Origin of the sequence: Amycolatopsis sp. NPDC058986 (assembly GCF_042741125.1) — a bacterium.
GTDB lineage: Bacteria > Actinomycetota > Actinomycetes > Mycobacteriales > Pseudonocardiaceae > Amycolatopsis.
In genome coordinates this window covers 18,586-32,850 of record NZ_JBHYJW010000007.1, presented here as the reverse complement: position 1 = coordinate 32,850, position 14,265 = coordinate 18,586, and the positions used below count along the sequence as shown (strand labels likewise).

Genomic DNA, 14,265 nt, shown 5'->3' with positions numbered 1-14,265 from the left:
CAAGTGGGCCAAGGACCCCGAATCTCACGCACCCTCCCCCGCGTTTCCGCCGGTAGCGACGTTATCACGCACAGCAAGGCGTCTTCGAGGACGAAATGAGGACGGGGTGGGCGACACTGCGCCCGCAGTGTCCGCGGGAAGGGATTCCCGCGGCCTGGGGGAAGCCTGTCGCCGGACCGCCTCGCAGGGAGGGAGAGGTACGGTCCGGCGGCGGTTTCACAGTTATGTGGTCAACGCCGTGGGGCGCGCGGGGCGGCGGGACAGGGGAACGACGACTTCGGGCGGCGCGGTCTGGAGGCGGGCCAGGACGTCGGCGAGCCGACCAGCCGTGGCGGGCCACGTCGGTAGCGAGCAGCCGCGTGCGAGGGCGTCGGTCCGGAGGGACCGGCGGAGTTCGGGATCCAGCGCCCAGCGACGGAGGGCCATGGCGAGCGCGGCGACGTCGTCGGGCGGGATCAGCAGCCCGGGGAAGTCCGCGACATCGGCCGCGGGTGAGGTGTCGGTGGCCAGCACGGGAATGCCGCGAACCAGGGCGTCGGTGACGACGGTCGCCTGCGTCGGCAGGACGACGAGGTCGGCGGCGTCGTAGACCGCCGCGAGGCCGGGCGGGGAGAGCAGCCGGGAGCGGTGGTCGAGGGACCGCCGGAGCGCGGACACGAACGCCGGATCGTCCCCCGGCGAACCGACGAAGTCACAGGTCAGACGCAGGTCACGCACGGAATTGAGCGCCCGCGCCAGCACGTCCTGACCATTGCCCTCCACCAATGGCGACACGCACACCAGGTGCGACACGCCGTCGGTGCCGACCGCGAGCGGCGCGCGATCGGTGCCGGGGCGGGCGACGTGGACACGGGCCGGGTCGAGGTCGTGGCGGTCGATCAGATGGTGCGCCAGGCCGGGACCGGTGGCCACCACGGTGCTGACCATGCGCAGGGTTTCCCGTTCGGACGCGTCGAGTTCCAGCGCCCGCGAGTGGTCCGGACCAGCACCGTCGGCCAGCGGCGAGTGCACCAGGACGACCAGCCGCAGACGGCGCGAATGCGGGACGACGACCTCGGGGACGGCGCTGGCGATCTGGCCGTCCAGCAGCACGACCGTGCCATCGGGCAGGGCGGACAACGAGCGGGACAGCCGGGTCGCCGAGGCTATCGGCAGTTCCAGCACCGGCAGGCCCGCGGCGGGCAGGTACTGGCACAGCCGCCGGTTGTAGCGACCGGGGTCCCCCTCGGCGCCGGGCAGCACGAAGACCACCGGGTCCGGCGATCTCCCAGCCGTCGATACGGAGTTGAGCACCACTGCCTCCTCCTGCCGCTGCCACTGGGGGATACGGCTCGGCGGGCCCGCCGGTTCAACGGCGGTGAGGAATCAGCCCTGCGAGTCCAGCATCCACATCCCGTCCTTCTGAACGAGCGTGAGCGTGTCGCGTTCCTGTGTGTTCCCGCCCGACTTGTAGACGTAGCTGACGTCGACGGTCACGGTCGAGCCGTTCACCGTGATGTTGGACGCGGTGACGGATTGGAACTGGCTCCACCACTGTGCGTACGCGGCGAAGGTTTTACTTCGCGCGTCCTTGAATCTCTGGGTCAGCCGCGCGTACCCCGCTTCGAGGTTCCCGGGCAGCAGCCCGTAGTAGGCCGCGACCGCCTGAGCCGGAGTCTCCGCGGCTGGCGGCGGCGCGGAGGAGGACGACGACGTCGATGGCGTCGGTGTGGAGGACGACGGTGTCGTGGGCGGCGGCGGAGCCGCCGAAGGCGTCGTGGCCGGGGTCGGCGACTGCGACGTGAGGGGCGGCGGCGCGGCGGTGGTCTCCGGGGCTGATTTGTGCCGAGTCACGAGGATCACGACGATGACGGCGACAATGAGCAGCAACGCTCCGGCGCCGACGGCAATCAGCCCACGGCGGTTCCGCGACGGGGGCGCGGGAGCCACGGGGACGGTGGGCTCGGCGGCGTCGGCCACGGGAGGACCGGCGGGCAGCGTCGCGGCGGGGACCGCGACCAGCGCCTTCAGCTCGCGCTCGACCTCGCCCATCGACGGCCGCTCGGCCGGATCGGTCGCCAGCATCCGCAGCAGCAGCGGGGTGAGCCGTTCGGTCTTCGTGGGCGGCACGATGTCGCCGCTGGACGCGCGGTAGAGCAGCGCGATCTGGTTGTCCGATTCGCCGTAGGGCGGGGTGCCCTCGACGGCCGCGTAGAGCGTGGCGCCGAACGAGAAGACGTCGGAGGCGAAGCTCGCGTCCTCGCCCCGCGCGACCTCGGGCGAGAGGAACGCCGGCGTGCCGAGGATGTCCCCGGTCGCGGTGAGCTTGACGTCGCCCGCCGCGCGCGAGATGCCGAAGTCGCTGATCTTCGCGGTGCCGTCCGGGCCGACCAGGATGTTGCCCGGCTTCACGTCCCGGTGCACGATCCCGGCGCGGTGCGCCGCGGCCAGCGCCGAGCTGACCTGCGCGCCGACGTTGACAGCGTCGTCCACGGAGAGCGGTCCGTCCTCGAGCTTCTGCGCGAGGCTGGTCGACGTCAGGTGCTCCATGATCAGCCAGGGCCGATCTTCCTCGTCGAGGACGGCGAACACGGTGATGGCGTGCGGGTGCGTCAGCCGCGCGGCGATCCGCGCCTCCCGCATGGCCCGCTGCTTCGCCTCGTCGGTGCGCTTCTCGTCGTGGTCGTCGGGGAGCACCAGCTCCTTGATCGCAACGGTCCGGCCGAGCGTCTCGTCCTTCGCCCGCCAGACGGTGCCCATGGCTCCGCCACCGATCGGCTCGAGCAACCGGTACCGATCACCGATCCGGCGATTCTCCACGAACATCCACCATCCTGGCCAAAGATCGAGCGTGACCGACCCAGCATGCCAGGACACGGACCGCGACGATCAGCGCGACGGACCGCGAAGGCCGGCGGTCCGCCCTGTCTTGCGAGTCGACTGATCTGTCAGTCAGTTTTCAGCCGCAAGATCGTTGTCTCTCAACAAAATCCGTGTTCAGACGTCTCCTTTCGGGCGATTCCTTGCGATTATCGCAACCCCAGGTTACCGTCTCCTGGCATGGACGAGACGGACGAGTTGCGAGCCAGGGTTCGCGAGCTGGTCAGGTCCATGCCGGGAGCCCAGCGGGAGTTCGCCGCCGCCATCGGGCTCGACGAGACGAAGCTGTCCAAGGCGCTGACCGGCACCCGCCGGTTCTCGCCGCACGAACTGGTCCGCGTCGCCGAGTACTGCGGCGTCACGGTCAACTGGCTGCTCAACGGCAGCGACGACGCGAAGACCGTCACCGCGGTCCCCTCGCCCGCCGCCGGCTCCGCGAGCGACCCCGAACACCTCACCCAGTCCGAACCCCGCCGCCGCATCCTCGAAACCGCCTGGCAGCTGATCGCCGAACGCGGCTACCACCGCGTCCGGATCGCCGACATCGCCAAGGCCTGCGGCACCAGCACCGCCACCATCCACTACCACTTCCCCAGCAAGACCGAGGTCCTCAACGAGGCGCTCCGGCGCAACGTCAAGCTCGCCTTCGACCGCCAGGTCGCCGAGCTGCACACCATCGACGACGCCCACGAGCGGCTGCTCCGGCTCGTCGAACTGCAACTGCCCGCCGACGGCGTCCTGCGCGCCGAATGGTCGGTGTGGCTGCAGGTGTGGAACGAGGTCTCGCTCGACCCCGCACTCCGTTCCCTCTACACCGATTCCTACGACCGCTGGCTCCGGACGATCGCGATGACCATCCGGACCGGCCAGGAGCAGGGCGTGTTCCGCGACGTCGACCCGGACGACGCGACGACCCGGCTCACCGCCCTGATCGACGGCCTCGGCATACAAGTGCTGACCGGACGCCCCGGCAGCACCGTCGCCACCATGCGCCGTCATCTCAACGACTTCATCGCCGCCACGATCGTCGGAGGAGCTTGACCGTGAACCACGAGGTGATCGTCACCTGCGCCCTGACCGGCGCGGGAGACACCGTCGGCCGGAGCCCGCACGTCCCGGTCACGCCCGCGCAGATCGCCGCGAGCGCCGTCGAGGCGGCCAACGCCGGTGCCGCGGTGGTGCACATCCACGTCCGCGACGTCGACACCGGGGCGCCCTCCCGTGACGTCGCGCTGTACCGGGAAGCGGTCCGGCTGGTCAAAGAGTCCGATGTGGACGTCGTGGTCAACCTGACCGCGGGCATGGGCGGCGACCTGGTCATCGACCAGGAGGACCCGCTCAAACCGGTCGACGGCACCGATCTGGTCAACGCGATGGATCGCCTGCCGCACGTCGAGGAACTGCTGCCGGACATCTGCACGCTCGACTGCGGATCGCTCAATTTCGGCGAGGGCAGCCAGTTATATGTGTCCACTCCGGACATGCTCCGCGCCGGGGCGAAACGCATCCAGGAACTCGGCGTGAAACCCGAACTGGAGATCTTCGACACCGGACATCTGTGGTTTGCTTCCAAAATGGTCGAAGAGGGCCTGATCGACGCGCCGCCGTTGTTCCAGCTGTGCATGGGAATCCCGTACGGCGCTCCCGCCGATCCCGGTCTGTTGCAGGCGATGGTGCGGATGCTGCCCGACGGCGCGCAATGGGCGTCGTTCGCGATCGGCCGCGACCAGATGCCATGGGTGGCGCAGTCGGTCCTGCTCGGCGGGCACGTCCGCGTCGGACTGGAGGACAATCTGTACCTCGCCAAGGGCGTCAAGGCGACCAACGGGCAGCTCGTCGAACGAGCCGTCGGGATCGTGCAGGACCTCGGCGCGACAGTCGTGAGCCCCGCGCGGGCCAGGGAAATCCTCGGACTCAAGGAGCGCGCCCGTGTCTGATACGTCTACTGTGGACACTGTCGCGTGCGTCGGCGCAGGGGTCATCGGCGGCGGCTGGGTCGCGCACTTCCTCGCCCGGGGATTCCGGGTCCGCGCCTGGGATCCGGCACCGGACGCGGCGGCCAAGCTCACCCGGCTGGTCGACGCCGCCTGGCCCGCCCTCACCCAGCTCGGCCTCGCCGACGGCGCGAGCCGCGACAACCTCACGGTGACACCCACCCTGGCCGAAGCCGTCGACGGAGCGGGCTTCGTCCAGGAGAGCGCGCCGGAAGACCTTGCGCTCAAACAGAAACTCCTCGCCGACATCGACGCCGTGACCCCGGCCGACGTCGTCATCGCCTCCTCGACCTCGGGCTACGGGATGACGGAAATGCAGGTCGCCGCCGCGACACCGGAACGCCTGGTGGTCGGGCATCCGTTCAACCCGCCCTATCTCATCCCGCTCGTCGAGGTCGTGGGTGGGTCGCTGACAGCTTCCTGGGCCGTCGAGCAGGCGTCCGAGTTCTACCGCCGGGTCGGGAAAACCGTGATCACCATGGACCGCGAGGTGCCGGGGTTCATCGCCAACCGCCTCCAGGAGGCGCTGTGGCGCGAGGCGCTGCACATGGTCGCGAACGGCGAGGCGACGGTCGAGCAGATCGACACCGCCATCACCGACGGCCCCGGGCTTCGCTGGCCCGCGCAGGGACCGTGTCTGACGTTCCACCTCGCCGGTGGCGAGGGCGGGATGGCCCACATGCTCGACCACTTCGGACCGTCGCTGAAATCGCCGTGGACCCGTCTCGACGCACCCGAACTGACGCCCGAACTGCGCGACGCGATGGTCGACGGCTGTCTCGACGAAGCCGACGGGCGGTCGATCGCCGATCTCGTCGCCGAGCGCGACCGCGCGATCATCGCCGTCCAGCGTGCCGTCAAGGAGAGCCGCGATGGCTGAACTGTCCTATCGCGACACTGTCCGTCCGGAGTGGATCGACTACAACGGACACTTATCCGAGCCGTATTACGTGCTGGTGTTCGGCGACGCGACCACCAACCTGATGGACGTCGTCGGGATCGACGAGAGATACCGCGCCGAGACGGACTCCTCGCTGTACACGGTGGAAGCCCACATCCGCTATCTCGCCGAGGTCGGGCCGGAGTCCGAATTGGACGTCACCACGTCCGTCCTCGACATCGGCGCCCGCAAGACACGGATCTGCCACGAGATGCGGGTCGGCGGCGCGCTGGTCGCCACCGAGGAGATCCTCGCCGTGCACGTCACCGGAAGCAGAGCCTCGCCGTTCCCCGACCCGGTCGTCGAACGGCTCGAGCAGTACCGCGCTACGAAGGTCCCGGACTACGCGGGGCGCGCCATCGCCTGATCCCGAACACACCGCCCCCGCCACCGGAAGTCCCCACCATGGAAGAGCGATGTAGGCCGAATCCCCTGTCCCGGCGCCGGTTCCTGTCCGCCACCCTCGGCGGAGCCGCTCTCGGCGGCGCCGCGCTCCTGCTGGCCGGCTGCGGCACCACCTTCGCCGCGTCGGCCCCCACCGGGCCGCCCCGCCGAGGCGGCACGCTGCGCGTCGGCGTCACCGGCGGCGGTGCCGCCGACACCCTCGATCCGCACAGCCCGGCAACCAACCCGGACATCGCGCGGGTCATCAACCTGTACGACCCGCTGCTGATCCGCGACCACGATTACCGGCTCCAGCCGGTCATAGCCGAGTCCGTCACCGCGTCAGCGGACGGCCGGACCTGGACGGCGGTGCTGCGCGACGGCGTCCGTTTCCATGACGGCCGCCCGGTCACTCCGGCCGACGTCGTCGCGACGTTCAAGCGGATCACCGACCCCAAGTCGCCGAAGAGCGGCGCGACGTCGTTGTCGATGCTCGCCGAAGTGGTCCCGACCGGCGACAGGACCGTCGAATTCAGGCTCAGCGCACCGAATGCGGGCTTCGACGACCTGCTCGGCCAGTACTCGCTCGGGATCGTCCCGGCGGACTTCGACCTGAAAAGACCGATCGGCACCGGCCCGTTCAAACTGGCCCAGTTCACGCCGGGCCTGCAAAGTACCTTCACCCGCAACGAACACTACTGGCGTCCGGGCGAGCCCTATGTGGACGAACTGGTGCTCATCAACTTCACCGACGACGACGCACGGATCAACGCGTTGCTTTCGTCCCAAGTGGACGCGATCGACCAGGTACCGGTGGCACTCGTCGACGTCCTGCGCAGCGATCCGCGTATCCGCGTGCTCACCGCGGAAACCGGCAGCTGGCTCCCGTTCACCATGCGGGTCGACCGGCCGCCGTTCGACGACGTCCGCGTACGCCAGGCGCTGCGTCTCGTGGTCGACCGCGAACAGATGATCAATCAAGTCCTCAGTGGACAAGGAAAACTCGGCAACGACCTCTACGCGCCGTTCGATCCCGGATACGCCGGCGAACTCCCGCAACGCAAGCAGGACATCGAGACCGCGCGGAGGCTGCTCGCCGAGGCAGGACACCGGAATCTCGACATCGAACTCGTCACCGCGCCGATCCAGGCCGGTGCGGTCGAGGCCGCACAGGTGTTCCAGCAGCAGGCGAAGCAGGCCGGGATCACCGTCCGGATCCGGAAAATCGACACCACCACGTTCTACGGAGACAACTACCTGTCCTGGGATTTCGCGCAGGACTTCTGGTACACGCGGAACTACCTCCCACAGGTCGCCAACGGCTCGCTGCCGAAGTCGCCGTACAACGAAACGCACTGGCACGACCCCGAATTCGCCGAGCTGATCAGCCAGGCGAGCAAGACCATGGACACCGCGGAACGGACGAGGCTGCTCAAACAGGCACAGAAGATCGAATACGAACGCGGTGGCCTGATCGTGTGGGCCTTCGAAAACCGCGTCGACGCGCATCAGTTCTACGTCTCCGGCATCGTCCCGGATCGGACCGGGATTTCGCTGGGTGGCTACCAGTTCCGGCAGGCCTGGATCGGGAAGGAAACAGCGTGAGCAAGCTGATCCTCCGCAGGCTCCTGGTGAGCGTCGTCGTGTTGTGGCTCGTCTCGCTGCTGGTGTTCGTCGCGACACTGCTGCTACCCGGCGACCCCGCCCGCGCGATTCTCGGCCAGCAGGCCACACCCGAGCGGATCGCCGCTCTGCAACACCAGCTGCATCTCGACGACCCGGTCTGGAAGCGCTATCTCGATTGGCTCGGCGGTCTTTTCACCGGCGACCTCGGCACCTCGACGTCCACGCAGGGCCCGGTGACCGCGCTGCTCGGTGACCGGATTTCGGCCACGCTGGTACTGCTGATTCTCGCAGCGGTTCTGGCCGTCCCGATCGGGCTCGCGCTCGGCACGTGGAGTTCGGTGCGCCGCGGCCGTGCGACCGACCAGACGATCTCCGGGGTCAGCCTGGTGATCGCCGCACTGCCCGAGTTCGTCATCGGCGTCGCGTTGATCCTGTTGTTCTCCACCACGGTGTTCAAGCTCTTCCCCTCCGTCACCCTCGCCACACCCGGCGAAGCCGTCTGGCGGCATCCGGAGCAACTCGTTCTGCCGGTGGCGACGCTGGTGCTCGTGGTGACGCCCTACATCACCCGCATGATGCGGGCGACGATGAACGAAGTGCTCGACAGCGGTTACGTCGAGATGGCACGGCTCAAGGGCGTCCCGGAGCGGGTCGTGCTGCTGCGGCACGCCTTCCCGCACGCCATCGGACCGGTCGCCCAGGTCGTCGCGATCCAGCTGGCCTGGCTGGCCGGTGGCGTCGTCGTGGTCGAATTCCTGTTCCGCTACCCGGGAATCGGCCAGGCGCTGATCGACGCGGTGGCCAAACGGGACGTCGCCGTCGTGCAGGCGGTCACCCTCCTCATCGCCGCGGTGTACATCGTGGTGAACCTGCTCGCCGACGTCGTCGGCATCCTCGCCAACCCCAAGCTGCGCACGGAGGCAGGCCGATGACCGCCGTCGAAATCCCCCGCGCCGTCACCGAAGAGGATCCGCCGACACGGCCCTCGGGGCTGTTCCGGACGGCATGGACGTTCCCCCAGGCCAAGATCGGCGCGATCCTCACCGCGCTGGTGGTACTCGTCGCCGTACTCGGGCCGTGGCTCGGCCCGCTCATCACCGGGCACGAACCGACCGAGTTCGCGGGTAAGCCGTTCAAGCCCGTGGGGATCGCCGGGACGGACGGGCTCGGCCGCGACGTCCTCAGCCGTTTCCTCGCCGGTGGCACAACGTTGCTGCTCTACGCCGTACTGGCGACAGCACTCGGGATCGTGCTGGGCGCGCTACTCGGTATGGTCGCGGGCTATCGCGGCGGGCTGCCCGACAGCCTGCTCATGCGCGGCAACGACGTCCTGCTGTCGTTCCCGCAGCTGGTCATCGCGCTGCTCGCGATTGCGGTGATCGGCCCGAAGGGCTGGCTCCTGGTGCTGATCATCGGCCTGACCCACGCGCCACGCACCGCACGGGTCGCCCGCCAGGCCACCGTCGCCGTGCGCGGCCACGACTACATCCGCGCCGCCGAGATGTACGCGGTGCCGCGTGGGCGGATCCTGCTGCGCGAGATCCTGCCGAACATCACCGGCCCGCTGATGGTGGAGGTCGGGCTGCGGCTGACGTATTCGATCGGATACATCGCGTCGCTGTCGTTCCTCGGCCTCGGCATCCAGCCGCCGACGGCGGACTGGGGCCTGATGATCAACGAGAACCGCATCGCGCTGATCGTCCAGCCCTGGGGCGTGGTCCTGCCGGTGCTGGCGATCGCGCTGCTCGCCGTCGGCACCAACCTGCTCGCCGATTCGCTCGCCTCGGCCGCGGCCGGACGCACCCGGGAGACCCGCTCATGACCCACGCGCTGGAAGTGTCCGGGCTTTCGGTGGAAACCCATACCGGACAAGGAATTCTCGACGACGTCTCGTACGCGATCGCGCCCGGCGAGGTGCTGGCATTGGTCGGCGAATCCGGCTCGGGCAAGACGACGGCGGGGCTCGCCGCACTGGGGCACTTCCGGCGCGGACTCGTGTCCACCGGCGGCAAGGTCCTGCTCCGCCATCGCGACGACGAGCCCATCGACGTCCTCGCGTCGACGCCTCAGGAACAGCGGAAGCTGCGTGGCAGCGCGGTCGCCTACATCCCGCAAGATCCGGCACTGTCACTCAACCCCGCGCTGCGCGTCGGCACGCAGATCGCCGAAGTCCTGGAGACACACGGATTCCCAGGTTCGATCGACGACCGCATCGGCGAAGTGCTCACCGAGGTCGGACTCCCCTCGGACCAGAACTACCGCCGCCGGTATCCGCATCAGCTCTCCGGCGGACAGCAACAGCGGGTCGGCATCGCGATGGCGTTCGCCTGCCGCCCCAGCGTCGTGGTGCTGGACGAGCCGACCACCGGCCTCGACGTGATGACGCAGACCCTCGTGCTCTCGACCGTCCGCGAACTCACCACCCAGCACGGCGTCGCAGCGCTCTACATCACCCATGACCTCGCCGTGGTCGCCGAAATCGCCGACCGCGTCGCGGTGATGTACCGCGGCGACCTCGTCGAGACCGGCTCGGCGGAGCAGATCCTCCGCCGCCCGGAACACCCCTACACCCGACGGCTGATCGACGCCGTTCCGGACCTCGACGCGCCGGGTGGCGACGCGACACCCGCTGGAAAAGCGGCGCTCGCCGCGAAGGGCGTGACCGTCTCTTATGGACAGCACCGGGTACTTCGCGGCGTCGACATCTCGGTGTCGCGCGGCGAGTGCCTGATGCTGCTCGGCGAATCGGGGTCGGGGAAAACCACGCTGTCCCAATGCATTGCCGGGCTGATCCCGCAGTTCACCGGCACGGTGGCACTCGACGGCGTCGCCCTCGCCGGTTCGACACGGCAACGCAGCGACGACGAGCGCCGCCGCATCCAGTACGTGTTCCAGAGCCCGTTCTCCTCGCTCAACCCACGCCGCAGCGTCGCGAAGTCGATCGAAGTCCCGTTGACCCGGCTGACGACGTTGTCCCGCGCGCAACGCCGTGAACGCGTCGCCGAGATGCTGGACCGGGTCCGGCTCGGCCACGCGGTCGCGAATCGGCTGCCGGACCAGCTCAGCGGCGGCGAACGCCAGCGCGCGGCCATCGCGCGGGCGCTGGTGACCACCCCGGACGTGCTGGTGTGCGACGAGGTGACCTCGGCGCTCGACGTGTCCGTGCAGGCGACGATCGTCGAGCTGCTGGGCGAACTGCGGCGGGAACTCGGGATGGCGATGCTGTTCGTGACCCACAACATCGCGTTGGCACGCGAAGTCGCCGACCGGATCGCGGTGCTGCGCGGCGGCGAGATCGTCGAACTGGGCGACGTCGACACGGTGCTGACGCGGCCGTCGCACCCATACACGCGTGAACTCCTGACGAACACCCCGCGGCTGTGAACCCCGTACAGGGCGAGATCCGCCCAGGCTTCGAGGCGGTGCGCGAGGCGTTCGGCGACATCCTGGCCGGGACGTCGGGCGGAGCGGCGTTCAGCGTCGTCCGCGACGGCGAGGTGCTCGCCGAACTGTGGGGCGGTTCGGCGCGCCCCGGCGTGGCTTGGACGCGGGACACGCTCGTGGTGTTGTTCTCCGGCACCAAGGGCGTCGTGGCCACCGTGGCCGCGATACTCGCCGCGCGCGGACTGCTCGATCCGGACGAGCGAGTCGCGACGTACTGGCCCGAGTTCGCACAGAACGGCAAGGACGACGTCCGCGTCTCGCACGTGCTCTCCCACACCGTCGGGCTCCCCTACGTCGAGGCGGACCTGCCGACGCTCGACAACGCGGGCAACGCCGACGCGCTCGCCCGGCAACGTCCTTTGTGGACACCGGGCACCCGCGTCGCCTATCACGCGCTGACCTACGGCTATCTCACCACCGAGTTGATCCGCCGGGTCACCGGCCGGAACGTCGGCGCGCTCATTCCCGAACTGCTCGGCGACATCGACGTCCACCTCGGCACGCCGGAGTCCGAAGACCACCGGCTGGCCGTCGTCGCGCGAGCGCCCGGCTACCGGATCAGCACGTTCCTGCACGACCCGGCCCGCCGCGCGATCGTCGAACGGATGTACCGGGGCCTGCTCGACTCCGGCGAATCCTTCAACACAGCGGAATACCGGCGCGCGGAGCTGGCCGCGGGCGGCGCGACCGGGACCGCGGCCGCGATGGCGCGGCTGTACGACCGGCTCGGCTCCGGCCTGGTGCCCGCCCCGGTGCTGGCCTCGGCGACGCGGACGTGGTCGGAAGGCCTGGACGCGGTCAACGACCGGCCGCTGCGATTCGGCCTCGGCTACGAACTGGCCGATCCGATCGGGACGTACGGCCCCGTCGACGTCGCCTTCGGCCACTCCGGAGCGGGCGGCGGGCGCCACGGCGCGTGGCCCTCGGACGGGCTCGGCTTTTCCTTCACCACCAACGAACTCCTGGCCGAAGACGTCGACGAACGCGCGTCCACTCTGCTCGCCGCACTCAAGACCTGCCTGTGACCTCAGGCCGCGGGCAGTTTCGTGGCCCATGCCGTCAGGACCGCGGCGTAGCGAGCCGGTTCGGTGGCGTGCATGACGTGCGCCGCTTCGGGGAAGGACTGGTAGTCCACGGGGACGCCCGCCGCGCGGATGATCGCCTGTGCCCGTTCGGCCTGCAGGTCCGATAGGGCACCAATCGCTTCGCCGGTCTCCGGATCGGTCATGTGCGCGTGCTGGGTGAGCAGCACCGGTGTCTTCACCTGCGACAGCATCCGATCGTGGGGGCAGTGGAGCCCGACCGTGCCCTCGAAGAACACGCGGGCCCACTCCGGGTCGTACTCCTTCAGGTTCTGCGGCGGCTCCTCGGGCAGCTTCACCGAGCTCAGCATCGTGGCGGTCGATGCCTGGGCGGCCGCGACCAAGCCTGCCCAATCGCCCACCGACCACTGGTCACCGAGATAGTCGCGGTACAGCCGGAAAATCGGGCCCGCGCCCTGGCGGATACCGGGCCCGTGCGCGGGGGCGAGTTCGGCGGCGAACAACGGTGCGTCCTCGCAGAGCGCCCCCCGGATCTGCCCTGGCAGCGCGTAGGCCGAGAGCCAGGCGGCGAGCACCCCGCCCGAGGAGCAGCCCGCCACGACGACCGGCCGCCGGATGGCGAGCGCGATGAACCGCACCAGGTCGTTGCCGAAGTTGTCGAGGCTGTAGCGCCCGGGAGTCCAGGTGCTGCGCCCCTGACCGCGCAGGTCGACCGCGAACACGTGGAAGTGCTCCGCGAGCAGGCCCATGGCGGCCTCGTAGCTCCACCACGACCCGGTCTGCTCCGGCAGCAGAAGCAGCGCGGGCTTGCCGGGCTCGCCGGCCTCGGCGTAGTTGAGGACGACCTCGCCGAGGTCGACCTGCTTTTCGGGGAAAGCGTGCGGGACGAAGACGTTTCGGGCCGACGGCGTCACCGGTACGGACATCATTTTCTCCTTCTTGTCGGCGAGGACACGGGTGGTCTCTTCGATTCACCGCTGGGACACCGAGTACGCGACCGTCGCGGGTGCGCGGTCTTCAGACGGAATGGTGACCCGATGACTCCTGGGTGGCGTGCAGAGCTCCCAGCAGCGAAAGTGCTTCCGCGTCGGAGCTTCCCGGCTCCGCGTGGTGGACGATCAGCTGCAGGCCGGGGTGGTCGCGGACGTCGAAACCGTGGCGGTACAGGCTGAGGACGCCGACCTCCGGGTGCCGGAACCGTTCCGCGCCACCGGTGGTGCCCCGCACCTGCCTGCTGCTCCACAGGCCGGCGAACTCCCGGCTGTGCCGGGTGAGGATCGCGACCAGCTCCAGCAACCGGTCGTGCCCGGCCTCGGCCACGCACGCCCGGCGCAGATTCGCCACCGCGGCGTGGGCGGCACGCTCCCACGGCTGGTGGAACTCGCGCGCCGCGGGGTCGAGGAAGACCATGAGCGCGAGGTTGTCCAGCCTGCCGAAGGAGGAGTACAAGGCGCGGGCGAGCACGTTGGAAGCCAGCACGTCCATCCGCGAATCGAGTACGAGAGCGGGTCCGGACACCCCGTGCTCCAGCAGGGCCACCAACTCCGGGGAGAGCGGCTTCGTCCGGGCTGGGCCGCCAGGAGCCACCGTGCCCGCCAGGCGGTGCAGGTGGACACGAGCCTCCTCGTCGAGGAGAAGCGCGCGGGCCAGGGCTTCGACGACCTGGACCGAGGGGTTGCGCTCACGGCCCTGCTCCAACCTGGCGAAATAGTCCACGTTGATCCCGGCGGCCGCCGCGACTTCCTCGCGCCGCAAGCCCGGAACCCGGCGGGCCCCGGAAGAGGCCAGGCCGAGTTCGGCGGGGCGCACCTGCGCACGACGAGCGCGCAGGAATCCGGCTAACGGGCTGTCGGTCACGAATCCAGCCTAGGCCGCCGAGCCGGATGTGCCAGGACATGTGACACCCAGGCTCTCACCTGCTCGCTTCGCGCACGCCGGCAGGCGAGTGGACTGTCTACACGAGACCGGGCCTTGT

General features: G+C 69.5%; 13 protein-coding genes. 9 read left to right on the top strand and 4 right to left on the bottom strand.

What is annotated here, in order from left to right:
- Window positions 1–222: 222 nt before the first annotated feature.
- Complete coding sequence (locus ACFW0G_RS08910; protein ID WP_378324315.1) at window positions 223–1,293, bottom strand: glycosyltransferase family 4 protein; 1,071 nt, start codon at window positions 1,291–1,293, stop codon at window positions 223–225.
- Window positions 1,294–1,365: 72 nt separating this feature from the next.
- Complete coding sequence (locus ACFW0G_RS08905) at window positions 1,366–2,805, bottom strand: serine/threonine-protein kinase (protein WP_378324314.1); 1,440 nt, start codon at window positions 2,803–2,805, stop codon at window positions 1,366–1,368.
- Window positions 2,806–3,039: 234 nt separating this feature from the next.
- Here ACFW0G_RS08905 and ACFW0G_RS08900 point away from each other — a divergent pair, with 234 nt between their 5' ends.
- From ACFW0G_RS08900 to ACFW0G_RS08860, 9 genes are read left to right on the top strand one after another with little or no spacing between them, the layout of a single operon-like run.
- Complete coding sequence (locus tag ACFW0G_RS08900; protein WP_378324313.1) at window positions 3,040–3,900, top strand: TetR family transcriptional regulator C-terminal domain-containing protein; 861 nt, start codon at window positions 3,040–3,042, stop codon at window positions 3,898–3,900.
- Between the two features lie 2 nt (window positions 3,901–3,902).
- Entirely contained in the window at window positions 3,903–4,796 is an 894-nt protein-coding gene (locus ACFW0G_RS08895; RefSeq protein ID WP_378324312.1) for a 3-keto-5-aminohexanoate cleavage protein, read from the top strand.
- Window positions 4,789–5,733 (top strand): 3-hydroxyacyl-CoA dehydrogenase NAD-binding domain-containing protein, encoded by a 945-nt coding sequence (locus ACFW0G_RS08890; RefSeq protein WP_378324311.1) that lies wholly within the window; start codon window positions 4,789–4,791, stop codon window positions 5,731–5,733. The genes ACFW0G_RS08895 and ACFW0G_RS08890 overlap by 8 nt, the downstream gene beginning before the upstream one ends.
- Complete coding sequence (locus ACFW0G_RS08885; RefSeq protein WP_378324310.1) at window positions 5,726–6,160, top strand: thioesterase family protein; 435 nt, start codon at window positions 5,726–5,728, stop codon at window positions 6,158–6,160. Before ACFW0G_RS08890 ends, ACFW0G_RS08885 begins: the two co-directional genes overlap by 8 nt.
- A gap of 38 nt (window positions 6,161–6,198) precedes the next feature.
- The gene (locus ACFW0G_RS08880) at window positions 6,199–7,782 is read left to right on the top strand and encodes an ABC transporter substrate-binding protein (protein ID WP_378324309.1); all 1,584 of its coding nucleotides are present in this window, start codon (window positions 6,199–6,201) and stop codon (window positions 7,780–7,782) included.
- Window positions 7,779–8,735: an ABC transporter permease gene (locus tag ACFW0G_RS08875; RefSeq protein WP_378324308.1), complete on the top strand. Its 957-nt coding sequence runs from the start codon at window positions 7,779–7,781 to the stop codon at window positions 8,733–8,735. The genes ACFW0G_RS08880 and ACFW0G_RS08875 overlap by 4 nt, the downstream gene beginning before the upstream one ends.
- Entirely contained in the window at window positions 8,732–9,625 is an 894-nt protein-coding gene (locus ACFW0G_RS08870; RefSeq protein WP_378324307.1) for an ABC transporter permease, read from the top strand. Before ACFW0G_RS08875 ends, ACFW0G_RS08870 begins: the two co-directional genes overlap by 4 nt.
- Complete coding sequence (locus tag ACFW0G_RS08865) at window positions 9,622–11,187, top strand: ABC transporter ATP-binding protein (RefSeq protein WP_378324306.1); 1,566 nt, start codon at window positions 9,622–9,624, stop codon at window positions 11,185–11,187. The genes ACFW0G_RS08870 and ACFW0G_RS08865 overlap by 4 nt, the downstream gene beginning before the upstream one ends.
- Window positions 11,184–12,272, top strand: a complete 1,089-nt coding sequence (locus ACFW0G_RS08860; protein WP_378324304.1) for a serine hydrolase domain-containing protein — start codon at window positions 11,184–11,186, stop codon at window positions 12,270–12,272. Before ACFW0G_RS08865 ends, ACFW0G_RS08860 begins: the two co-directional genes overlap by 4 nt.
- Window positions 12,273–12,274: 2 nt before the next feature.
- Here the strand turns inward: ACFW0G_RS08860 and ACFW0G_RS08855 are convergent, their stop codons facing one another.
- Together ACFW0G_RS08855 and ACFW0G_RS08850 are read right to left on the bottom strand one after the other, a co-directional pair.
- Window positions 12,275–13,216 carry an alpha/beta fold hydrolase gene (locus tag ACFW0G_RS08855; protein WP_378324303.1) on the bottom strand — a complete coding sequence of 314 codons (942 nt, stop codon included), beginning with the start codon at window positions 13,214–13,216 and terminating at the stop codon, window positions 12,275–12,277.
- Between the two features lie 91 nt (window positions 13,217–13,307).
- Window positions 13,308–14,147, bottom strand: a complete 840-nt coding sequence (locus tag ACFW0G_RS08850) for a helix-turn-helix domain-containing protein (RefSeq protein ID WP_378324302.1) — start codon at window positions 14,145–14,147, stop codon at window positions 13,308–13,310.
- Window positions 14,148–14,265: the final 118 nt, after the last annotated feature.

Excerpts from the sequence above, each read along its gene's own strand:
- ACFW0G_RS08905 (WP_378324314.1), bottom strand. The coding sequence starts at position 2,805 with ATGTTCGTGGAGAATCGCCGGATCGGTGATCGGTACCGGTTGCTCGAG.
- ACFW0G_RS08900 (WP_378324313.1), top strand. The coding sequence starts at position 3,040 with ATGGACGAGACGGACGAGTTGCGAGCCAGGGTTCGCGAGCTGGTCAGG.
- ACFW0G_RS08885 (WP_378324310.1), top strand. The coding sequence starts at position 5,726 with ATGGCTGAACTGTCCTATCGCGACACTGTCCGTCCGGAGTGGATCGAC.
- ACFW0G_RS08880 (WP_378324309.1), top strand. The coding sequence starts at position 6,199 with ATGGAAGAGCGATGTAGGCCGAATCCCCTGTCCCGGCGCCGGTTCCTG.
- ACFW0G_RS08870 (WP_378324307.1), top strand. The coding sequence starts at position 8,732 with ATGACCGCCGTCGAAATCCCCCGCGCCGTCACCGAAGAGGATCCGCCG.
- ACFW0G_RS08865 (WP_378324306.1), top strand. The coding sequence starts at position 9,622 with ATGACCCACGCGCTGGAAGTGTCCGGGCTTTCGGTGGAAACCCATACC.
- ACFW0G_RS08855 (WP_378324303.1), bottom strand. The coding sequence starts at position 13,216 with ATGTCCGTACCGGTGACGCCGTCGGCCCGAAACGTCTTCGTCCCGCAC.